18 protein-coding genes and 2 pseudogenes are annotated in these 21,999 nt (G+C 60.9%); 14 read left to right on the plus strand and 6 right to left on the minus strand.

Going from position 1 to position 21,999, the window contains the following annotated elements; all coding sequences use genetic code 11:
• Window positions 1–32 precede the first annotated feature (32 nt).
• Window positions 33–1,193 (minus strand): diacylglycerol/lipid kinase family protein, encoded by a 1,161-nt coding sequence (locus ACRCJM_RS08000; RefSeq protein ID WP_431464504.1) that lies wholly within the window; start codon window positions 1,191–1,193, stop codon window positions 33–35.
• An 88-nt stretch (window positions 1,194–1,281) separates the two neighbouring features.
• Here ACRCJM_RS08000 and serS point away from each other — a divergent pair, with 88 nt between their 5' ends.
• The 4 genes and pseudogenes from serS to ACRCJM_RS08020 form a co-directional block, all read left to right on the plus strand.
• A complete protein-coding gene (gene serS / locus ACRCJM_RS08005) occupies window positions 1,282–2,589 on the plus strand; it encodes a serine--tRNA ligase (RefSeq protein ID WP_377126888.1) in 1,308 nt (435 codons plus the stop codon).
• Window positions 2,590–2,809: 220 nt separating this feature from the next.
• Window positions 2,810–3,757, plus strand: coding sequence for a metal ABC transporter substrate-binding protein (locus ACRCJM_RS08010; RefSeq protein WP_431464505.1), 948 nt, complete (start codon window positions 2,810–2,812; stop codon window positions 3,755–3,757).
• A 149-nt stretch (window positions 3,758–3,906) separates the two neighbouring features.
• Window positions 3,907–4,650 (plus strand): metal ABC transporter ATP-binding protein, encoded by a 744-nt coding sequence (locus tag ACRCJM_RS08015; protein ID WP_237207325.1) that lies wholly within the window; start codon window positions 3,907–3,909, stop codon window positions 4,648–4,650.
• Between the two features lie 31 nt (window positions 4,651–4,681).
• A pseudogene (locus tag ACRCJM_RS08020) lies at window positions 4,682–5,497 on the plus strand (metal ABC transporter permease); the annotation flags it as partial.
• A 69-nt stretch (window positions 5,498–5,566) separates the two neighbouring features.
• Here ACRCJM_RS08020 and ACRCJM_RS08025 read toward each other — a convergent pair.
• Window positions 5,567–6,250: a metal-dependent transcriptional regulator gene (locus tag ACRCJM_RS08025; protein WP_431464506.1), complete on the minus strand. Its 684-nt coding sequence runs from the start codon at window positions 6,248–6,250 to the stop codon at window positions 5,567–5,569.
• A 216-nt stretch (window positions 6,251–6,466) separates the two neighbouring features.
• On the opposite strand from ACRCJM_RS08025, the gene ACRCJM_RS08030 reads away from it, so the two are divergent.
• From ACRCJM_RS08030 to ACRCJM_RS08050, 5 genes are all read left to right on the plus strand, one after another.
• Entirely contained in the window at window positions 6,467–7,327 is an 861-nt protein-coding gene (locus ACRCJM_RS08030; RefSeq protein WP_431464507.1) for an HAD family hydrolase, read from the plus strand.
• 77 nt (window positions 7,328–7,404) lie between these two features.
• Window positions 7,405–7,773: an antitoxin HicB gene (locus ACRCJM_RS08035; protein ID WP_237196313.1), complete on the plus strand. Its 369-nt coding sequence runs from the start codon at window positions 7,405–7,407 to the stop codon at window positions 7,771–7,773.
• A 2-nt stretch (window positions 7,774–7,775) separates the two neighbouring features.
• Window positions 7,776–9,059, plus strand: coding sequence for a glycosyltransferase 87 family protein (locus ACRCJM_RS08040; RefSeq protein ID WP_431464508.1), 1,284 nt, complete (start codon window positions 7,776–7,778; stop codon window positions 9,057–9,059).
• Window positions 9,019–9,384, plus strand: a complete 366-nt coding sequence (locus ACRCJM_RS08045; RefSeq protein WP_431464509.1) for a thiol-disulfide oxidoreductase DCC family protein — start codon at window positions 9,019–9,021, stop codon at window positions 9,382–9,384. The genes ACRCJM_RS08040 and ACRCJM_RS08045 overlap by 41 nt, the downstream gene beginning before the upstream one ends.
• A gap of 27 nt (window positions 9,385–9,411) precedes the next feature.
• Window positions 9,412–10,332 (plus strand): AEC family transporter, encoded by a 921-nt coding sequence (locus ACRCJM_RS08050; protein ID WP_431464510.1) that lies wholly within the window; start codon window positions 9,412–9,414, stop codon window positions 10,330–10,332.
• A 19-nt stretch (window positions 10,333–10,351) separates the two neighbouring features.
• Here the strand turns inward: ACRCJM_RS08050 and ACRCJM_RS08055 are convergent, their stop codons facing one another.
• From ACRCJM_RS08055 to ACRCJM_RS08065, 3 genes are read right to left on the minus strand one after another with little or no spacing between them, the layout of a single operon-like run.
• A complete protein-coding gene (locus ACRCJM_RS08055) occupies window positions 10,352–10,966 on the minus strand; it encodes a recombinase RecJ (protein ID WP_431464511.1) in 615 nt (204 codons plus the stop codon).
• A gap of 36 nt (window positions 10,967–11,002) precedes the next feature.
• Window positions 11,003–11,731: a hypothetical protein gene (locus ACRCJM_RS08060; RefSeq protein WP_431464512.1), complete on the minus strand. Its 729-nt coding sequence runs from the start codon at window positions 11,729–11,731 to the stop codon at window positions 11,003–11,005.
• 1 nt (window position 11,732) lies between these two features.
• The gene (locus ACRCJM_RS08065) at window positions 11,733–15,527 is read right to left on the minus strand and encodes an AAA domain-containing protein (protein ID WP_431464513.1); all 3,795 of its coding nucleotides are present in this window, start codon (window positions 15,525–15,527) and stop codon (window positions 11,733–11,735) included.
• A gap of 605 nt (window positions 15,528–16,132) precedes the next feature.
• On the opposite strand from ACRCJM_RS08065, the pseudogene ACRCJM_RS08070 reads away from it, so the two are divergent.
• Together ACRCJM_RS08070 and ACRCJM_RS08075 are read left to right on the plus strand one after the other, a co-directional pair.
• Window positions 16,133–16,951, plus strand: a pseudogene (locus ACRCJM_RS08070) (CAP domain-containing protein); the annotation flags it as partial.
• Between the two features lie 91 nt (window positions 16,952–17,042).
• A complete protein-coding gene (locus tag ACRCJM_RS08075; protein WP_431464514.1) occupies window positions 17,043–17,252 on the plus strand; it encodes an LGFP repeat-containing protein in 210 nt (69 codons plus the stop codon).
• Window positions 17,253–17,340: 88 nt separating this feature from the next.
• Here ACRCJM_RS08075 and dacB read toward each other — a convergent pair whose 3' ends face one another.
• The gene (gene dacB / locus ACRCJM_RS08080; RefSeq protein WP_431464515.1) at window positions 17,341–18,741 is read right to left on the minus strand and encodes a D-alanyl-D-alanine carboxypeptidase/D-alanyl-D-alanine endopeptidase; all 1,401 of its coding nucleotides are present in this window, start codon (window positions 18,739–18,741) and stop codon (window positions 17,341–17,343) included.
• A gap of 208 nt (window positions 18,742–18,949) precedes the next feature.
• Here dacB and ACRCJM_RS08085 point away from each other — a divergent pair, with 208 nt between their 5' ends.
• The 3 genes from ACRCJM_RS08085 (at window position 18,950) to tilS (ending at window position 21,942) form a co-directional block, all read left to right on the plus strand.
• A complete protein-coding gene (locus ACRCJM_RS08085) occupies window positions 18,950–19,468 on the plus strand; it encodes an inorganic diphosphatase (protein WP_185173989.1) in 519 nt (172 codons plus the stop codon).
• 153 nt (window positions 19,469–19,621) lie between these two features.
• The gene (locus tag ACRCJM_RS08090) at window positions 19,622–20,749 is read left to right on the plus strand and encodes a zinc-dependent metalloprotease (protein ID WP_431464516.1); all 1,128 of its coding nucleotides are present in this window, start codon (window positions 19,622–19,624) and stop codon (window positions 20,747–20,749) included.
• Complete coding sequence (gene tilS / locus ACRCJM_RS08095) at window positions 20,749–21,942, plus strand: tRNA lysidine(34) synthetase TilS (protein ID WP_431464517.1); 1,194 nt, start codon at window positions 20,749–20,751, stop codon at window positions 21,940–21,942. Before ACRCJM_RS08090 ends, tilS begins: the two co-directional genes overlap by 1 nt.
• Window positions 21,943–21,999: the final 57 nt, after the last annotated feature.

The following is a 21,999-nucleotide window of genomic DNA, read 5'->3' on the forward strand; positions in this document are numbered from 1 at the left end:
TCACTGCGGCCCGAGGCGCTCAAGCACCATATCTAGAGCCGCAAGAGTCTCTGCCACCAGCGGCGGTGCTGCTCTACTAGCTCCTCACGGGCGTTCACAAAATCACTCAGTGAACGGATCTGCATGTCATCAGGGTAGACCTGCACCTTGACCGCAGCGGGGAGCACCTGGGCGTGGAAGTCGCTGACGTCACCGAGCACGTCCCCGTCCACCTCAACGGGCAAGCTGGTATTGGGGAAGTAGACGCGGACGTCCGTACCCACAAAGTGCTCGACCACCGGGTAGCGCACCCGGGTGGGGCGCAGAATAAACTGAGCCGCCATACGCACCCAGCTACCCAGGTTGCGCGGGGTCAGCACAATCACCTCAAGCTGCCCATCGGACAGCTGAGCTGTCTGCGCAAGATTCACCCCACCCTGAATCTTGCCGGTATTGGCAACCAACACAGCCCGAATCTTGCGGCGAACGGGCGCACCGTTATTCACTGTAATCACCGCTGGGCGGCGGCGGGTGAACATGTGCCGGGTGCTAGCCTCAACATAGGCCAACCAACCGATACGGGCTTTCAAATCCTCTCGGGTGTCGGTCATAATCTGGGCGTCAAAACCTGCCCCGCCCATGACCACAAAATTGACCGGTGGAAGTTCCTTCTCGCCCTGCATCTCCATGCGAATCATGTCGATGGTGCGGCTCTGCCCGTGCAGGGCAATATTGATGCAGGCGTGCAGGTCATTGACGTCCATGTCGAGGTTGCGGGCTAGTAGGTTGCCCGTGCCCAAAGGCACGATGCCTAAGGTGGCAGTGGTGCCCGCCAGGCCGTCCGCCACAGCGCGTACGGTGCCGTCACCACCGACAGCCAGCACAATCTCAGCCCCGTCCGCCGCAGCCTGCTGGGCCATACCAAAGCCGGGGTCGTTAGCCTCAGTCTCATAGAACCTAGCCCGAGGCCAATCAGCCAGGCCCAGCTCGGCTGTAACCATGCGAATCACCGAATCAGCCCGATCCTTGGTGGGGTTATACACCACCGCAACCTGCTTCGGATTACCCGGCTCTAACATACGGTGCAGGGGCCGGTAGGCAGGGAAAAGATCAGGGCGCTCCCGCCTGCCCCTCCGCACAGAAAGAGCCACTCCGCCCAGTGCTAGAGCAGAAGCAGCAACAAGAGATACACCGAGAGCCGAACGCGAAACCATATCACCAGCATACTGAAGAAAACCGCGCGCCACCGCCCGGCGTCCGCGCGCCTGTCATCGCAGCGACAACTACGGTAAATTTAGAGGCATGATTGACATTAACCTCCTGCGTGAAAACCCCGACGCCTTCCGTGCCTCCCAGCGCGCTCGCGGCGCTGACGAAACCGTCATCGACCAGATTCTCGAAGCGGACGCCACCCGCCGCACCTCCATCAACGAGTTCGAGAAGCTGCGCGCCGAACAGAACGTCTTCTCCAAGAAGATCGGCAAGGCCGCCAAGGAAGAAAAGCAGGCCCTGCTCGCTGAGGTTAAGGAACTCTCCCAGAAGGTCTCAGAAGCCAAGGCTGCCGCCGACGCCGCTGCCGCCCGCCAGGAAGAACTGGTCGCCGGCGTAGGCAACCTGATTATTGACGGCATTCCTGCCGGTGGCGAGGACGACTACGTGGTCGTCAAGCAGGTAGGCGAACCCCGCAACTTCGAAGCAGACGGCTTTGAACCCCGCGACCACCTTGAAATCGGCGAACTGGTTGACGGCATCGACATGGTGCGCGGCGCCAAGGTTTCAGGCTCCCGCTTCTACTTCCTCAAGGGCCACGTAGCCCGCCTGGAGCAGGCCCTCATGTGGATGGCCCTCGACCAGGCCACCGCCAACGGCTTCACCATGCTCACCACCCCCACCCTGGTGCGCCCCGAAACCATGAACGGCACCGGCTTCAACGTCGAACACGACGACGAAATCTACCGCCTTGAGCGCGACGACCTCTACCTGGTCGGTACCTCCGAGGTTGCTATCGCTGGCTACCATGCCGATGAAATCATCGACTTCGAAAAGGGCCCCAAGAAGTACCTGGGCTGGTCATCCTGCTACCGCCGCGAAGCCGGCTCCGCAGGTAAGGACACCCGCGGCATCATCCGCGTGCACCAGTTCAACAAGGCCGAAATGTTCGTCTACTGCCCCGTCGAGCAGGCAGAAGACATGCACGCCAAGATGCTGGCCTGGGAAGAAGAAATGCTGGCCAAGTGCGAGCTCTCCTACCGCGTCATCGATACCGCTGCCGGTGACCTGGGCTCGTCCGCCGCCCGCAAGTTCGACTGCGAAGCCTGGGTACCCACCCAGGGCGCCTTCCGCGAACTGACCTCAACCTCCAACTGCACCACCTACCAGGCCCGCCGCCTGAACGTGCGTGAGCGCATGCCCGACACCGTCACCGCAGATGGCAAGACCAAGAAGGGCGGCACCCGCACTGTCGCCACCCTGAACGGTACCCTGGCGACCACCCGCTGGCTGGTTGCAATCCTCGAAACCCACCAGCAGGCTGACGGCTCCGTCCGCATCCCCGAGGCCCTGCGCCCCTACATGGGCGGCCTTGAGGTCATCCCCACCGTCGCTCAGTAGCTTATTTTTGGTTCCCCACGAGATACTGTTTGTACTTGTCAAGCAGGGTTTCGTGGGGAATTTTTGTGTTAACGAACGGGAGGCTTAGACCGCATCCCTTGAAAAGTTCGTCTAGGCGAACTTATGATGGTTGCACACACCAGACCATGAACAGGGCTTCACCGACTACAACGGCGTAAGTCAGAAGAACGCGCACCTCCAACGAAGGAACAACGCACCCATGAACAAGGCAACCCGCACCCCCCACACCCGCCGCCTCAGCCACCGCATGCTCGCTGCCAGCGGGGCACTCGCCCTGGGCGTTCTCACCGCCTGCACCCCAGGCGACGGCAACGACACCACAGCGCAAAACGATACCCCCACCGTCATCGCCACCTTCACCGTGCTGGCAGATATGGCGCAGAACGTGGGCGGCGAACACATCACCGTAGAATCCCTCACCAAACCCGGCGCCGAAATACACGACTACGACCCCACCCCGTCCGACGTGAAAAAGGGGGCGGACGCAGACCTCATCCTCGCTAACGGACTAGGCCTGGAAGCATGGTTTGAACAGTTCTTACAGGACACCGACGCCCAGAGCGTGACCGTATCCGAGGGCGTACAGACCATCAACATCGCTGAAGCAGAATCCGCCGGTAAGCCCAACCCGCATGCCTGGATGAGTCCGCTAGTAGCACAGACTTACGTCGATAACATCGCAGACGCCTTCGCGGAGCTAGACCCCGACAACGCGGACGCCTTCCGAGCCAACGCCGAGACCTACAAGAAGCAGCTACAAGCCGTCCACGACGAGCTAGTGGCAGATCTTTCCACCGTACCCGAAGGCAAACGGGCCCTAGTGACCTGCGAAGGAGCCTTCTCCTACCTAGCAGCAGACGCCGGGCTCACCGAAAAGTACCTGTGGGCGGTGAACTCAGACGGCGAGCCGAGCGCCTCCCGGGTAGCTGAGGTGGCTGTTTTTGTAGAGGACAACAAGGTTCCCGCCGTGTTCTGCGAGTCCACAGTGTCGTCGAAAACCATGGAACAGGTAGCTCAAGAATCAGGCTCAACCTATGCAGGTGCGCTCTACGTCGATTCGCTCTCTGAAGAAGGCGGAGACGTGCCCACCTACCTGGACCTGATTCGCTATGACGCAGAAACCATTGCAGAGGCGCTCAGCAAGTAGCCCCGGCACATAACAAAACCTGGTAGATTCCCGCCCACTGACCTGCGGCTGCCGGCGCAGGACGCGGCCCCACCCAGGAGACCCGCAACCTGCCTTCCGGTGCCGCGTCCATAACTTCAAAAGAAACTGAGCAACGTTAGAGTACAAGAATGAGCCTTTTAGATATCCGAGATGTAACGGTTACCTACGGCGACGTGCATGCTCTTCGGGGGGCGCACCTGGCAGTAGACGCCGGGAGCGTGTGCGGTTTGGTAGGCATGAACGGGTCGGGTAAGTCCACACTTTTTAAGGCGATCATGGGCGTTGCTCCCGCCAGCGGGTCGGTCATGATTGACGGTATGACCCCGAAAGCAGCGCGGAAAGCTGGCGTGGTGAGCTATGTGCCCCAACGGGAGGAGATCGATTTCTCGTTCCCCGTATCTGTCCGTGACGTGGTAGCACAAGGACGGTACGGGCGGCTGGGCTTCGCCCGACGGCTCCGGGCCGAAGACCACGCGGCTGTGGACAAAGCCCTGGAAAGGGTAGAACTCACCGACCTGGCCCACCGGCAAATTGGCAACCTCTCAGGTGGCCAGCGCAAACGAGCTTTTGTGGCACGCGGACTGGCACAAGGAGCTAAACTCCTGCTACTCGATGAGCCCTTCGCAGGGGTCGATAAACGGAGCGAAACCATGCTGGTAACCCTCCTGCGGGAACTACGGGACGCCGGGGCAGGGATCCTGATCTCAACCCACGACCTAGCCAACCTAGCAGACCTAGCAGACACCGCCGTCCTGCTCCGCAACCAAGTGCTGATGGCAGGAGACCCCGCCACCGTGCTCGCCCCCGATAACCTGGTGCGGGCCTTCGGCATGAACCCACTGACCCCAACCCAGGAGGGCAACCGTGCTTGACGTACTCCTAGAACCGCTGACCTATGGCTTTATGCAACGCGGATTCCTGGTGACAGTGATTGCCGCCCTCGTCTGCGCCCTGCTGTCCTGCTGGCTGGTGCTCATGGGCTGGTCGCTCATGGGCGACGCTATCTCTCACGCCGTCCTGCCCGGGGTGGTGCTCGCCTACATGGTGGGTGCGCCCTTCGCCGTGGGGGCAGTGATTGCCGGTTTGCTTGCAGTTGCCCTCATCGGGGCGGTGCGTGGTAGCGGGCGCATCAGGGAGGACGCCGCCATCGGCATCGTTTTTACGGTGATGTTCGCGCTGGGGCTGGTACTGATTTCCGTGACACCCTCCCAGACGGACCTGCACAGCATACTCTTTGGCAACGTGCTAGGGGTGTCCTGGGCTGAAGTCGCCCAAATCGCGGTGTTGGCGGTACTGGTAGTCACCGTACTCATAATCAAACGCCGCGACCTGGTGCTCTACGCCTTCGACCCCGGCTACACCCACGCCATTGGTCTGAGCCCGCGGCTGCTGGCAGGGATCCTGCTGGTGGCGCTCGCCCTGACCTCGGTACTCGCCTTGCAGATTGTGGGCGTGGTGCTGGTTGTCGCCATGCTGGTAATTCCCGGCTCCACAGCGCGTTTGCTCACCGACAGATTCAGCACCATGCTGGCGATCTCTGCCGGTGTGTCCCTAGCCGGTGCCCTGGTGGGGCTCTACGCCAGCTACCATCTAGACGTCTCCGCCGGTGGCGCGGTAGTAATCGCCTTAGGCACTTTCTTCGGCGCAGCCTACCTATGTGCCCCGCGCCATGGCCTACTGGCTCGACGTCAGGCAACCGCACAGGCGTCCAGGGACGAGGGAAGCGCTCACCGGCACCTCCTCACAAGGCGGGCAGGCCACGAGGAGACCGCCCTGCACTCCTGCCTTCTACAGGTAAGAGACATACACGGCGGCAGCTGCACCCGCATCGAGGGAGAGCTCAGAATCATTAGGCAGAACCAGATTCACGGCGGAACCCTGCCCTGCCTCTGCACTGTTAACAGCGGTAACTTCCAAGCGCGTACCCGGGGCAATGCCATGCCCCGCAAAGAACCGCAAAAGCTGGGGGTCGTCGTCCGAAATACGCTCTACCAGCACCCTGTCCTTCGGCGAACAATCAAGCAGGGTATGCGGGGCAATGGACTCTACCTCACCCGTGGGGGAGGGGATCGGGTCGCCGTGTGGATCGCGGGTTGGGTGCCCCAACAGGGCGTCAATCCGTTCAATCATTAAATCTGAGACGGCATGTTCCAACACCTCCGCCTCATCGTGTACCTGGTCCCAGGTGTAGCCCAGCGTCTTCACCAGAAAAGTCTCAACCAGGCGGTGGCGGCGCACCATCGACACCGCATATTCCCGTCCCTGCTCTGTCAGCTCAATTGTCCCGTACCGCTGGTGCTCCACCAGCCCGGCGGCAGCAAGCCGCTTCACCGCGTCCGATACCGACGACGGACGCAACCCTGCCCTCGCCGCAATGACAGAGGTAGATGCCGGCTCGGTACCGTGCTCGGTAATGCCCCAAATAATTTTGAGGTAGTTCTGGGTACTGTTAGACAGCTTGGCAAGAGACATACATACAAGTTTAACCCCCACTTCTGGACTGGCCCGACCCGGTAGATTCGCGAACTGTGGGGTTTCTTTCGAACTGCGGATATTCTTACCGCATCTCGAAAGAAACCACGCATTTCACAGTATGGACGCCCCGCTGGGCGGCCCTTCACCCCCTGCTCACCTTGCCTTAACCCGGCTTTTGTATAGTCTGGTCTACACGAGAGAAAAGAGACACCGATGATTTCAGAGATCAAAGACATGCAAACCCTGCCGCTGCGCCGCTCTGCCTGGCAGAAAGAAGAAGGCGCCAAGTACCTGGTCGCTATCGATGTTGATGGCACCCTGGTCAACCACGACGGCACCATGAGCGAAGCCGTCAAAAAGGCCGCCCAAGATGTCGTGGACGCCGGCCACCACGTGGTGATTTCCACCGGACGCTCCCTGGGCGCCACCCTGCCCATCGTTGAGATGATTGGGCTGACGCGCGGCTACGCGGTGAGCTCCAACGGCGCGGTTACTCTCAGTATCGACCCTTCACTTGAGGCTGGCTACCGCATTATCGACAAGGTCAGCTTCGACCCCTCCAACGCCATCACCCTGCTCAAGGCCAAGCTGCCGCACGCGTCCTTAGCCCTGGAAGCACCCGACGGTACCGTGTACGCCACCGACAACTTCGAGGATTGGTCTTTTGGGGTCAACACCGTCAAGACCACCCGCACCGAAATGGCCGCTATGAACTCGGCCGTGCGCGTGGTGGTTTGCTCACCCACCGACACCCCTGATGATTTCAAGCGCGCTATCTACGACTCGGGTCTGCACGGGGTCAACTACGCAGTGGGCTGGAGCGCCTGGCTCGACGTGGCCGCCCACGGTGTTTCTAAGGCAACCGCCCTGGAACAGATCCGCCGCAAACTGCGTGTGGACCCCCGCCACACCATCGCCATCGGTGACGGGCTGAACGACAAGGAAATGATCCACTGGGCCGCCCGCGGTGTGGCTATGGGCCAGGCCCTGCCTGAGGTGGCGGAGCTGGCTACGGACGTCACCGGCTCGGTCTACGAGGACGGCACGGTGCCGATCCTGCGGGACCTGCTCTAAAACCATATATCCCCTCTATACCTATTGGGTGTAGGGGGGGATATACTGCACTTATGGTTAAGCCCATGAAATACAGAATGAAAACTGATCTTAACGTTCTGGCGCGTCCCTGGGCGGGTGGATGGGAACTCATTATCGATGAAGACAATGCTACCCAGGTGCGTAGTCTTACCTCTGCCCGCCAGCAAGTAATTGACTATATGGGCACCCTTTACCCCGACATCGATTTTTCTACTATTCGGGTTCACCTGATTTATGAAAAAGTATCTGAGGAACTTGAGTCAGCTCGCCGAGACCTAAAACTCGCCCAGCAAAAAGAAGAAGAAGCTGCAGCAAAGATTCGAGAAGTTGTGCGGCAACTCAGACAAGATGGGCTTTCGCTAGGCGAGACGGCAGCGATTCTTGAAGTTTCAAAAGCACGCGTCCAGCAGCTCCAGGTCGCCTAAATATGAGCGTCACACTCGTTGATAGCCAGCATCAGGGTTCTCAGGGGGGGGCGAACCGTTCCGTCCTTAAGAACTATTGTGCGGGAGCGGTTGCTCTCTGCCTTTTAGCTCTGGCTACCGCCTGGGCGCGCTGCTTACTCCTGGATTCAACCCTCATTTTTAATCCAGCTGACTACGGAGTCTACCGTGGAACCGGGGTAGCAGTGCTTGCCGGGGCTGACTTTTATAGTCAGAACATTACCGGGGTGTACGTACCCCAGGGGCTCCCCTTCGTGTACACGCCCTTTACCGCTCTGTTGCTGATTCCTTTAGCCTGGCTGCCGGAACCGCTAGGGATTGGGGGCTGGACCTTCCTCAACTGCCTGGCGCTGGGCATCCTGCTCCTGCTCAGTCTCCTCTACGTGCGCCCGCATCTCACCGGCGTCCGCCTGGCCGCGGCACTCTCCGCCACCTACCTGCTTGCCCTACCCCTGAACGTCGTAGCTCAGCATCTTATCTTTGGGCAGATTAAGCAGATTAATCTGCCTCTTGTTTCTCTCTGTCTCATCGACATGGTTCGCCCACAGACCCGCTATCTACCTCGCGGAGTGCTGATCGGGCTGGCAGCCGGGATCAAACTGACTCCGGCTCTTTTTATTCTTTTCTTCTGGGTAAGCGGACGCCTGCGCCCGGCTTTGACGGCAACGGCGACAGCCTTAGCTACCGTAGTCCTGGGGTTCCTGCTCCTGCCTGAACCCAGTTCAACCTATTTTGGGTCTAAACTCTCTGGCCTGGAAAATGTTGTCGATTTAGGAACCAACTTCGCTACTTCGGGTAACAGCTCTCTGCAGGGGGTTGCTGAACGCTGGGTAGGTACCCATTCTCTGCTCCTGTTAGCACCCTTACTGCTAGCTGTTGTAGCGGTAGCGTTTTCCCAGGCCCACCGAGAGTTAGCGTGTGGTGATGGTTTTGCTGCCGCCGCAGTACTCGGTTGTGCTACTTGCCTGCTTTCCCCGGTGTCCTGGTTGCACCACTGGGTCTGGGTTATACCCACTCTTGCAGTGTTGGTTACTCGTGGGCGAGCTGCACGCGCTCTGGCCATTATCTGGATATTAGCCTGCCTGGCTCAACTCACAGACCTGGGTGACCTAGCAGCTCATGCCGGCTGGCCCATCATACCCGTTGAAATAATGCGCTCCTCTATAGTGCTGCTGGCCCTGCTTGCTATGGTGGTCTTATACCTGCCCTCGCAGAGAAAGGCTCACCGTGAGCGACACCCTGCCCGCCACCGGCGTCCTACTCTATGACCCCGACTGCGGTATCTGCCAAAAAGCCGCCCGAGTACTCACCCACCTGGGCCTAGAAGCCCAGGTGCGCCCCGGCCACTACGACCGCCTGCAAGAGTACGGCGTCGACCTCGAACGCTTCATGCGCCAAATCCCCTTCATCACCCCCACCGGGCAGGTGGCCTACGGGGCGCTCGCCATCGCCCTAGCCCTTTCCACCAGCCGGTACGCGCCCGTGCGGGTGGCGGCGTCCGCCCTGAAGAACCCCCTGCTGCGCCCGCTGGCTGAGCGAGTCTACCTGCACATCTCCACCAACCGCTCCACCGCCTGCCAACTCAAGCCCTAACGGTTCGACGGCAGAAAGAAGCCCAGCATGCTCGCAGTCCTTGAAGGCTTTACCATCATCGCGGTCGTGGTGGGCGTAGGCTACCTGGTCGCCCGCCTCGACATTCTGCCGCCCAACTCCGGGCTCTCCCTCAACCGTTTTGCCTTCTTCGTAGCCCTGCCCCCGCTCATGTTCGTGACCATGGCCGGAGCTGACCTGCACGTTATCTTCTCCGGCCGCCTTCCCGTGGCTATTTTGAGCTTCGCTACGGTCGCCCTGCTTTTTGCCGTTATCGCCAGGTTCCTGCTCAAAAAGGACGCCGGCACCGTCACCGTGGGCGCCGCAGCCAGCGGCTATATCAACGCCAACAACATGGGCCTGCCCGTAGCAACCTACATCGTGGGCGACGCTGCCCAGGTAGCCCCTATCCTGCTCTTCCAGCTCCTGATTGCCGCCCCCATCGTGCTTTCCATTCTGGATGCCATCTCGCACGGGGCGGTCTCCATGAAGACCGTTGCCACCCAACCCATCAAAAACCCGCTGATTATCGGCTCAGCCCTGGGGCTGCTGGTTAACGTGCTCAACCTGCAGGTTCCCGATGTAGTGATGGAGCCCTTCCGCATCTTGGGTGGCGCGGGCGTACCGCTGATCCTGGCGGCGTTCGGCATGTCGCTGCGGGGCTCCAGGGTGCTCGATACTACCGGCCAGCGCCTCGAAACCGTGCTTGCCGCTAGCTTTAAGAACCTTCTGATGCCGCTGGTTGCCTATCTGCTGGCCCGCTACGTTTTCCACCTCAGTGAGAGCGATATCTTCGCGGCCACCATTCTTGCAGCTCTGCCCAGCGCCCAGAACATGTATAACTACGCGGTGCGGTACAACGTAGCAACCACGCTCTCCCGCGATATCGTGCTGCTCAGCACCCTGGGTGCTATGCCCGTGATTCTGGTGATTTCACTCCTCTTGCACTGACAGTTTGTCGGTGCCCGGCCTACCGCTCCTGCCCCTCCAAGCCCTCAAGCAGTTCGGCGACCAGCGCGCGAGAGGCAAGCTCCTCGTGCCAGTAGGAGCGCACCAGGGTCTTACTCACCGCCTGGGAGGTAATTCCTAGAGCCTGAGCCACCGCTTTTTGCTGCCCGCGCACCCCGGGCACTAGCAGGTCAAGTACCCGCCACTCGGCTTCGGTACGGGCGGACGCCACCCGGTAGAGCAGGCGCAACAGGCCGGTCACCTGATTCGCCCGCACCCCCTGGCCAGCTGCATGCACACAGATACCGCGCGGCGGGGCCCCGGTCTGGGCTTGCTCCACTGCTGAGCGTGACAGGCTCAAAGCAGCACCGGAACACTCCGGGGTAGAAATAGCGCCCAGTGCCGCTGCGAAGCGCGGCCGCACCAGTTCACCGGCCCCGATGCCCACCCAGAAACCACCAAAACGGGCCCCGAGCAGGGCGGCAGCGAGGGCGTCCTCGGCCTGCTCGAAAGCCCCCTGCAGCTCATCGGGGTAAGTGCGGGTAAAAGCAACAGTGGGAGCCAGCTGTTCGAGACGGCTCTCCAGGTCGGTGAGATCCGCCCGAGCAGAGCGGGTGATGAAGGTCAGTACAAACATGTCTTTCAGTATGCCCTAGAGCGACCCGGCAGAAAACTAACCCTCACCCCAGAGCAAGGTTTCGGCGTCCACCCCGGCTAAGAAGAGCTGCTCCTGGAGCGGCTGGGCGCACTCAATCGGCAGCCGGATGCTGCTGCAGGTCAGGTCGTAGCCCAAGTATGCAGTCGCTGCATCGAAACCGGCTAGGTCCCGCCCCAGCTCCCGGCAGAGGTGCACCACCTGTTTGAGGTCGGGCCCTGACCCAAAGACCCAGAAATAGTCGGGGCTGGTGAGCTGAAACAGCCCCAGGGGAGCACCGGCTCCCGCCTGGTCCCGTACCCGCACCCAGCCGCCTGCCGGGTCGAGGTCGCCGGGGCCGTCCTGCGGGGCTAGAGGGTCAAGCATCCAGGCCCGGGTGCGCTCTAGCCAGTCGGGCAGCTGGGGCATATAGAGGGTGTCGCCCTCCCCACCCCAGGGCGTAGCGTCAAAGCTGCGGGCATACATGGCAGACCAGAACTCGCTACTGCTACACGAAACCCCCACACTGTTGAGCTGGGCCGGGTCGCTCGGCGCCGCAAACTGGCCGTGCTCGGCGTCCTCGGGGCTTGACGCTGCCAAATCAGCCAGGTAGGCCTGATCCCAGTAGGTGGGCCTGGTCGCGTACCCCTGCTCGCGCAAGCGCTCGTCGATACGCTGCAGGTAGCGGGGCTCGCCCAGGGCCACGGTCTGCCCGTCAAAGTGAAAGAGATAGGGGGAGCGCTTACGGTGGGTGGGGGAGAGGGGCATGCTAACTCCTAACGGTGGGGGTATCGGGGCGGACGTCCGCCTCCCCCTCATCGGGGAAGGGCAGGGCTGCCCGCTCAAGGCGGATAAAGGCACCCAGCAGGGCTAGCGCCTCGGGGCTGGTGGGCAGAAAGTCGGTAAACCGGGTTGAGCACACCACCACCGCTGCCCACATACCGCGGGACAGGGCAACATTCAACCGGTTGGGCGAGAGCAGAAAATCGGTGCCGCGGGGGCTATCACCGGCGCTGGAAGCTGCCATCGAGACCAGCACCACCGGCGCCTCCTGGCCCTGGAACTTATCCACCGTACCGACGCGCACACCCCCACCGTCGGCGTCCGCTAGCCCCGCCTCAAGCAGGGCCGCCCTGATGGTATCAACCTGGGCGTTATAGGCCGCCACCACAATGATGTCTGAGGGCGCCAGCGGCGCTGCCTGTTCGGGTGCAGCCAGGTGGGGCACCCACAGGTGCCCCAGAAAACGACGCACTAAAGCCACAATCTCATCGGCTTCTTCCGCCGAGGCCGTTGAATTGCCCCTGTGCTCTACCGTCCGCAGGTAGACCCCGGGTTCCCAGCCCTCCAGGTGCCTCTCGGTGCCCGAGGGAGCGGACGCCAGCCGCCCCTCATACGACAGGGCTGAGACCGGGGCGCACAGGGCAGGGTGCATACGCCAGGTGACATCGAGAAAATAGCCAAACTCTTCGGGTAGCACCGTGCGACCGGCTGAAAGCCAGCCCAGGGCAGACTCGTCCACCGGGTAGGGGTGAGTGCCCTGCGTGACCTGGGGTAGCTGGGCGGGATCGCCCAGGAGCAGCAGGTTCTTGGCCGAACGGGCCACCGCCAGCGTATTGGCTAAGGAATACTGGCCCGCCTCGTCAATGACCAGAAGATCAAGCCCCTCAAACCGGAACTTGCGGTCAGAGGCAAAATCCCAGGCCGTGCCGCCAAAAATACGGCCACCGGGTTCATCCATAAACCTGGAAACATCGGGGTTGCGAACCTCGCGCCAGGGGAAATTCGGGGTCTGGCTCTTGCCCGCCCCCTTAGCGATCTGGTCAGGGTCTACGCGTCCGTTACTGATGCAGCCCAGCAGCATGTTTTCAACCACCGCATGGGACTGGGCCACAATACCCACCTTCCAGCCCGCAGCCACAAGACGGCCAATCACATGAGAACCCACGAAAGTCTTGCCCGACCCCGGAGGGCCCTGCACCGCCACATACGACCGATCGAGCTGGCTCACCGCCTGATAAATAGCCTGCACCGTCGCAAGAGAACCGTGCGTCTCTACAAAATCCTGCGGACGCGGCAAAACACCGCCCCCAACCAGTCGAGGCGGAACGCGACGAATCATATCGGTACCCGCCGATGCCGGTAACTCAGGTAGCACCCGGGCGGTACGTGCCGCCAATTCAAGTAGAGCCTGCTCCTGGGCCTGCGTCGGAATAGGCTGCCCGGGAGTGAGCGCCATCGGTAGATGTGAGTAGGTTTCAGGTGGCTCACCGTCTGAGGTCTTCAAGCTCTCCCGTACCGTAAGCCGTACCAGGTTGGGCTGCCCCACCTCATGTTCGGGAATCTCTTCTAACTCCACAATCTCAGTATTAAAGGCTCCGGCCCGCTCAGCTTCCACCGGCAAGACACCCTCGTGCAGCGCCGCATAGGTCAGGGCCTGCTGTCGAGCCTCCCGCTCCAAAAAGGGCGGAAAAGGGCGAGCATACATGGCAAAGAGGTTGCTATCGCCCACCTTCACCGACGAGCCCGGAGCGACCCTCGCCACCCCGCTCAGCAAACGCACCGTGGATCGTGCCCGCTCCGGACGATGCCAATCGGCAACCACCTGCAATCGCCCCAGCAAAACCACATCGCGGGCGTCCTCCCAATCCTCACGGGGAGCCGTCAAACGATTAAAGTGATCCCACCAGAACTGACGGCGCTCGCGGCGGTGGTAGCCCGTGGCCGTAGCCACCATAGCAACCGCCTGCTTCTGGGGCTCTAGCTCACCACCGGCGTCCAGGGCCTCAACAAATCGGCGTAAGGTTCGCTCCGCCTCAGTCTCATCTTCTGCTCTGCCCGCCTGCACCAAGAGCTCATTCAGGTCAGCCAGGGGAGCAGGCTGCACCAGTTCTTCGTCAACCGACCGGCTAGCTAGCTCGAGCAGCCAGGAGCGCAACTGAGCCAGGGATAGGCCGGTGCGGTAGAGGCTACGGGCAAGGGCGCCCCGCATAGCCTCCACCTGCTCATGCTTGCCCGCCTGTTCGGCCTCCGACATGTCAGCAAAGGCTGTGACCGGTATATCCAGCTCAGGCTCTAGCCCTGTGGCGTAGAGGGGCTCAATATCTGCCAGGACCCGAGTGCCGGTACTGATGCGCATGGAACGCCGTAGCACCTCAGAGAGGTCAAGGAGTACACCGTCATGCTGGAGATCGGTCAGGTAGGCTTCGCCCGTACCGTGCATCGCAGCTAGCTGTTGCAGGGCAGTGAGAGTAGCTGCCCCAAAATAATAGACCCGCAGCCCCGGGTGAAGCTGCCGTTGATGGTGCAGCATGCCCAAAAAATCTGCAAGAAGCCGGCCCTCAGCACTGCGGTTTGCCGCCCAGAACTGGCTGAAGAGGGGCTGCGCACCGGGCTCTTCGGGCAGAGACGCAGCGCCCAAGCCGTAGGTCAAACCCCAGGCCAGCTCGGGGTGAGCTGCCTGCCCATCGTGCCACAGGGGGTCAGAGAGCAGGCTGATGAAAAGATCGCCCGCACTGGCGCGCGGGAGCATGCGCAGGGAATGACGGGGAAAGAGCTTGTAGGAGATGGTATGTTCTTGGCCATCCCGCTGCACCGTGGCGGTACCGTCCGGCTCTGATCTGCCGGTCTGTAGTGCTGCCTGCTCCGCATAGCGACGTACCAGCCCAGGGAGCTGGGTTTGACCTGCCAAGCTAGCTAGCTCATCAATACTTTGCACCCCACACCGCTCATAGATAGCCTGCCGTGACCGTGCCGTCATTCCGGCGGTCAGCAGCATGTCGCGGTGCTCCTGCACCATCACCCGGCAGGTGTCGCAGCGTCCGCACCGGGTGATCTCTGGGTTACCGGATTCAACGAACCAGCTCACCGGCGGTGTGCCCGGTGCCCGATGAGCGGTGAGGAGCTGAAGAAGACGTTGGCGTTTCTGCTCAAAAACAGGGGTAAGGGTAGCTAGCTCGTGGAGGGACTCAACATCGTTGCCTAGAATCAGCGAGGCAAAGGGATTACAGGCAATGCCCTCCCGCTGCAACTGGTCGGCGTAGGCCGCAACCTGTAAGAGGGCAGGCACGCGAGCCGTGCGGGCTAGCTTGGTATCGACTACCCGGTAACTGCCGTCGGGCTGCTTGATCAGGAAGTCAGCCCGCCCGTGAAAAGAACCATCAAAGAAGCTGGCCTGAAAAACAACGTCTGCTCCCGCTCGGAGGGCAGAAAGAGTCTCGGCGTGTTTCTCTTCGAGGGCTTGGCGAGTGTAGACCTGCGGTGGCTGAACCTCATACACTCCTTTCCCTGCCGCTGAGTCCCAGCTGCCGTAGGTCGCTATAAAGCGGTTGAGGACGCGCTGTTCGTGAGCTTCACCCAGGGTAGCCGCCCTGCGGAGCTGAGGATCTTCGACTCGTTCGAGGCGGGGCACCCTGCCCAGTAACTGGTCCAGGGCATAGAGCGCGGCAAACTGGCACTGCGCTGAAGTCACTAGGTCGGTGGCTGAATAGACCAGGGATTTACCTAGAGGCTCAAGGGTCATAGCCGGTAATGCGGGGGCGGAATCTGCATCGATGAAGAACATGGGGCTCCTAGAGGTTCACTGCCTTCAAGGCTAGCAAGGACGGCTGACATTTTAGGGTCCGAGCGCTCGCTAGCTCTCGCCCATAAGTGGTTCGGACCAATAAAAGAATTTAGAACATATATTCTAAAAATTGCATGAAGACATAGAACACAAACTTTGAGAATGTAATCTGTGACATATATGCAAATTTCTCATTTATTGAATGGGTGAATCGTGTGGATTTTTGAGCTGCGGGGTGTCGGTGGAGGTGTGGTGGTGTTCAATAGGATCTATCTTTCCTGGTATTCGCACGGGTTGTCTGCAAATTTTTGGCTTATCAGACCCTGTTTTTCTGGGATGTCTGCAGGGGTGGCAACACTCTTGGAGTGGGTGAATTTTTGCGGAAGCTGGCTTGGGTGAGTTGGCTGTGATGAGATTTGAAAGGTGGGGTTGAGGTGCTAGAACGTTAGCAATAAGTAATCTTTATAATTCTCAGCCTGTGTTCAGGCCTGAATTAAATCCCAAAAAAATGTCACAAAGCGGTCAAAAATAGGTCACGATTCTATAAAGTTGTGTTCAGCAAAATCCCCCTTTGCATCATTACCACTCCAAAAAGAGGAATCTGCATGAAGAGCATTCTTGAAACCGCACGAGCTGTTCAGCCGACCCGCCGTCAGGCCGCCGTCCTTGCCCTCACCGGCCTGGCAGCTACCACCGCAATCACTGCCGCAACTGCCGCCGCATCAGACATTCGCACTGTCACAGCCGCTCAGCGTGCTGCCGACCAGCAGACCCTGCTCAACCTCATCAACGCCTACCGTGCCCAGAACGGCCTGGGTGCAGTCAAGCACTCAGCTACCGTTGCCTCCGTTATGGAGCTAGAGGCTATCCGCCAGTTCAAGGCCGGAGCTTTCTCGCACGGCACCGAGTTCCTCTACAACTCCAAGGTGCAGGGCTACAGCTTCGTTCGCGAAGTTATCGCTCTTTCCTACAATGACGACCTCAACCAGCTTCTCAACTTCTGGAAGAGCTCCCCTCCCCACCGTGCAGCCATCTTGGCTCCCCAGGCAAATGTCATTGGTATCGGCTTCTGCTACGGTCATGGCACCTCCCTGCCATGGCGCGTACTCGGCAACGTTGGTATCTACCGCTACGAAGCAGGTAAGGGGCCCAATGACTATGTCTCTACCATCTCAAGCGTCAACACCCTGTCTAATGCGTTTTCTGAAGTAAGCGCCTATGCGATTAGCGATAAACTTTCTGACCACTACTACGCTAACGGTGGTGCGGATACCTTTGGCTTACCTACAGGTAATCCTTTTGCCTCAGTTAACGGTGGCATTATTCAGAACTTTGATAAGGGGCGCACCATCTACTGGACCGCATCAACCGGTGCTCACAATGTTTACTGGCCTGGCGCTATCGGTGGCCGTTATGCGGGCAGCAACTTTGAGCGTAACTGGGGCTACCCCATGAATTCTGAACATGCCTTCTCGGGGGGGGATGCGCCAGGACTTCATCAAGGGGAATGGCATCATGTCTGTTTACTGGACCCCCTCCACGGGTGCCCGCGTTATCGTTGGAACCGGTGCTATTTCAGCTCGCTGGTACGCCCTGGGCGGCCCCGCAGTGCTGGGCTTCCCTGTAACCGACGAGATCCGTTGGGTTGATGGGGTAACCCGTGTGACTTTTTCCAGCGGTACCACCATTAACTGGACCCAGGCTCGCGGTACCTGGGTAAGCTAACTACCATCTTCTAGGTTCAGACACCTAGACACCGACACGAACGGCGGCTCCACACCTGTGGAGCCGCCGCCTTTATAGCTATCTATGTTTACTGGTTACTGAGAGTAGCTGCAAACCGATCGATAGTGTTCTTGGCGGCACCGGTGTCTTCAAGGTCGTTCATGATAATCGAGAAGACTACTACCCGCCCTGATTCTGTGACGGTGTAGCCGGTGAGGGACAGCACGGAGTTCAGGGTGCCTGTTTTAGCGCGGACAACCCCGCGCCCGCCGGTTTCGTCAGCGTCGTTGAAGCGGCTGGCGAGGCCCAGGGTGCCGCTGTAGCCGGCTACCGGCAGGCCCTGCAGGGTGAGGCGCTCGCTGGTGCTTCCCTTGACCGCGCGCAGGGCGACGCTGGTGAGCAGTTCGTTGTTGACCTTGTTGTTCATGGAAAGGCCGCTGAGGTCAACTTGGGTGTAGTTGGTGGGTAGGCCGGCGGCAGAGAGAGCCTCGCGTACGGCGGTAATTGCCCCTTGGCTTGAGCCGTCGCCGCCGGTGAGGGTAGAGAGGTTGCGCCCCAGAGTCTCTGCCAGAGAGTTATCCGTTTCCTGCATCATGAGGGCCGATTGCTCTGCGGCGGTGGCTGACTGCACGGCCGCAATCTCGCGTCCGCTGCTGGGGGCTGCAACTTGCTCGCCCGCGGTGAAGGTGAGCCCGGCGTCCGTCCCCAACCTATTGAGGGCCTCTACCAGCACCTGCTGCACTTCTGCCGGGGCGTTGCTGGGGCGGCTGCCGCTTGATGCGGTTCCGTCGCTGGTGGGGGAGTAGTGGGAGTAAAAGGCGAGGGGGGTAACAGCACTGATGAAGCCGGAGTCGATATCTTCCTGGGCCCACTCGGGGTTAAGGGAGCTGCCGGAAAAGATAGTGGTGTCCAGGTTGAGGGTAAGGGCCTTGCCGCTGATGCCCTGCTCTTTAAGGCCCTCGATGGTGCGTTCTGCTAGGGTCTCGATGCCGGCGTACCCCATCACAGCTGTGGGGTCGGAGTGCCCAGGCACCAGTAGGGTATCGCCGCCGGCAACCAGGGTAAGGGTTGAGTCGTCGTTGAGGTCGACGGACGTGGTGAAGCGGGCTTGCGGTGCAGTGGTCAGCAGGGCGTAGTCCACGAGCAGCTTCATGTTGGACGCCGGGGTTCGGCTCGCTTGGGCCTCACGGGAGTAGAGGCTCTGACCGGTTTCTGCATCAAGAACCTGGGCTGAGAAAACCCCCTGGCCTAAACCGTCAAGGACGCTATCGAGCTCTGCGCTCAGGGCCGCTGAATCGAGGGCAGCACCGGCGCTTGCTTCTGTCACCGCAACCGGCGAGGCCGTGATATCAGGGGCTACCGAGGATTCGCGGAGGTCCTGGGACTCCTGCCAGGCCGGTACAGCCCAGGCTCCTGCTACTGCACACCCGGCTGCGAGCAGGGCAGTAACCACCCAGGCGGTCAGGGGGCGTCGGTGAGAAGTGGCCATGAAACCTCCACAGGTTAGCTCTCGGGCGAAGGGGTCCTTCTATATAGGGTATATGCCTGACCTTGGAAGCAGAGGCATGTAATACGTGTGACACTGGCGCGCCTGCCCTGTAAAAGGGGTGCAGCCTGCCGGTTCTCGGTTAGACTAATATGCCGAACCACTCGCGCGCAGCGCGAGTCAAACACACCACTCAACCAGGAGGTTCCCCTTGGAACTCGACGTCACGATTGAAATTAACCGCGGCTCACGCGTCAAGTACGAAATTGACCACGAAACCGGTCGCCTGCGTCTGGACCGCGTACTGTTCACCTCCATGCAGTACCCCACCGCCTACGGCTACTTTGAGGACACCCTGGGTGAAGACGGTGACCCGCTCGACGCCATGGTTATTCTCGATGTTGACGTTGTTCCCGGTGTGCTGGTTGAAGCCCGCCCCATCGGCGTTTTCCGTATGACCGACGAGGCTGGCGGCGACGACAAGGTTCTGTGCGTTCCCGCAGACAAGCGCTACGACCACATCCAGGAAATCGGTGACGTTGCCGACCAGCTCAAGGAAGAAATCAAGCACTTCTTCGAGCGCTACAAGGACCTGGAGCCCGGTAAGTGGGTTAAGGGCGAGGGCTGGGAAGACCGCGCTTTCGCTGAGAAGCTGGTAGCTGAGGCTCAGGTACGTTTTGAGAAGTCGCACTATGAGTCCGCTGCTGAAGCTGAAGCAGACGAGAACTAAAGACTTGGTGGGGTAGCGAAAGCTAACTAGTGCCCCCACCGGGATAGGAGGCTGGGCCCTGCACGGGTCCAGCCTCCACCCCTTTAAGGGTGCGGACGTCGCTGGGCGGCTTGGGTAGGCTGGGGTGGCTAGGAGCCGGTAGAGTGGGGTGGCATGAGCTCATCTTCCTTGCCTCTGAATTTTTCTTTAGCCCATAAGATTGCCGGTGTGCTGGCTCCGGCTGGCCCGCGCGCTGAGGCCGCGGCTAAGCGGCGGGCTGTTGAAGAGATGCGCTATGCGGCAACCGCTGCTGTTGACCATGTGCACGCTATTACGCAGCTGGCTGCGGCTGAGAACCTGCACGACTCTGAGCTGTTGGTTGTTGATAGGTCTACCTGGGTGAAGGCTAACACCCAGTCGTTTGAGGTTATGCTGGGCCCCATCGCCGAAGAAGTGCTGGGACGCCGTTTGGCTCAACTGTCTGACGCCGAGTACGCTGTGACCGAGGTTGGCGGGGCAGCAGAAATTGGGGGTGTGCTGGCTTTCCTGTCTACCCGCGTCCTGGGCCAGTACGACCCCTACGCAGCGTTGGCCGGTCACGGGGCACCTGGCGGCCGTCTGATGATTGTGGCTCCCAACCTGATGAAGCTGGAAGAAGAGCTGAACCTTGACCCGGCGGATTTCCGCCTGTGGGTTGCCCTGCACGAGCAGACCCATCGGGTGCAGTTTGCCGCTGCCCCCTGGCTGCGTGACTACCTGCTGGATCTCATGCATCGCCTGGGCCGCGAACTGGGGGAGACCACCGAAAACCTATCTGAGCGCATTGCCGCTGCCGCAACCGGGGCGGTGCGGGGCATGAAGAAGCAGGAAGCACCCGGGGCTAGCCCCGAGGCTGCCACTAGCGGCGCTGCCCTGCTGCTCAGCGACGAGGGCAAGGAACTGCTGGACCGTATCACCGGCGTCATGAGCCTGCTGGAAGGCCACGCCAACGTGGTGATGGACGCCGTTGATTCCTCAATCGTCCCTTCCGTTAAAACCATCCGTCGCCGTTTTGAGCGCCGCAGCCAGACCCAGGGCTTCTTCCCCCGCTTTATGAGCAAGCTGCTGGGTATGGACGCCAAGATGGCCCAGTACAAGAACGGCCAAAAGTTTGTGCAGGCCGTGATCGACGAAGTGGGCATGGAGCGTTTCAACCGTATTTGGCAGGCTCCCGAGAACCTACCCACCGTAGCCGAAATTCACACCCCTTCCCGCTGGATTGAGCGGGTACTGGGCGCAGACCTAGAGGAAGAGAAGAACTAGTGCAGCAGCGTAAAACCCGTCTGAACCCCCTGGTGGGAGCTGCCCGCCGCGAGGTCGCCGGTGTGCTGGAGCAGGTATTTGGGGCAGGTACGGTTGCTCCCACCGGTTCGTCAGGACGCCCAGGCACAGGCCCAGAAGCAGGGAAGGTTCCCCTGGTGCTGGCTGCCGTATCGGGTGGCCCCGACTCCTTGACCTTAGCGGTTCTGCTGGCCCACTTTAACCGGCGGCAGGACGTGCGCGTGGGTGCGGTTGTGGTTGACCACCAGCTTCAGGACGGCTCAGCCCAGGTGGCCGAGCGCACCGCCCAGATTCTGCGGGAGCTGGGTCTTAGCCCGGTGCTGGTAGAAACCGTGACCGTTGAAGAGGGTAAGGAGGGGCCCGAAATGGCGGCCCGTACCGCCCGATACGGTGCTTTCGCCCGGGCGCTGGCCGCAACCGGGGCGGACGCCGTTGCCCTGGGCCACACCCTCGATGACCAGGCCGAAACCGTGCTGCTGGGCCTGGCCCGGGGCTCTGGCACCCGCTCCCTGGCGGGTATGCCCGTGGACCGCACCGAAGACCACCCCGCCGGCCCTGTACGGGTCATCCGCCCCCTGCTCACCCTGCGCCGCTCTGAGATCGAAGACGTCTGCGCTGACGCGGGTCTGAACCCCTGGTACGATCCCACCAACACCGACCAGTCACTTATGCGCGCCCGGGTGCGCCACAGCGTCCTGCCCTACCTCGAAGAACACCTGGGCGGTGGCGTTGCTGTCTCCCTCGCCCGCACCGCTTCCATCGCCGGTGCGGACGCCGACTACCTGGCGTCCGCCGCCCAGCAGGCCCTGCAGGAGGTACTGGTGGGGGCGGACGAGCTCGCCCCCGCAGGCGCCGATATTGAAGGTCTGCTCGGGGTGGAGCCCGCCCGAAAGATGATCCTGCTCAACCGCGCCGCGCTCGCCGCCCTGCACCCGGCCCTGCGCACCCGCGTCCTCGCCCTAGCTCTCGAACAAGCCGGTGGCATCGCCCCGGGCTTCGAGCGTCTTGCCGCCCTCGATGCTTTCGCTGGCGACCACTCGACTGCCGGCCCCCTCCAGCTACCCGGCCATATTTCTGCCTACCGCCGCCGCCCCGGTACCACCATCACCCGGGCAGGTCAGAGCTACAACCTCAAGAAAACCGGCCTTATCGTTTTACTCAACACCGCCCCATAAACCATACTTAAAGATGAACACGCGCTTTGCCCTACCCAACAGGGCAGGGCGCACACC

It is taken from the genome of Rothia sp. L_38 (assembly GCF_050689125.1).
Taxonomy (GTDB): domain Bacteria; phylum Actinomycetota; class Actinomycetes; order Actinomycetales; family Micrococcaceae; genus Rothia.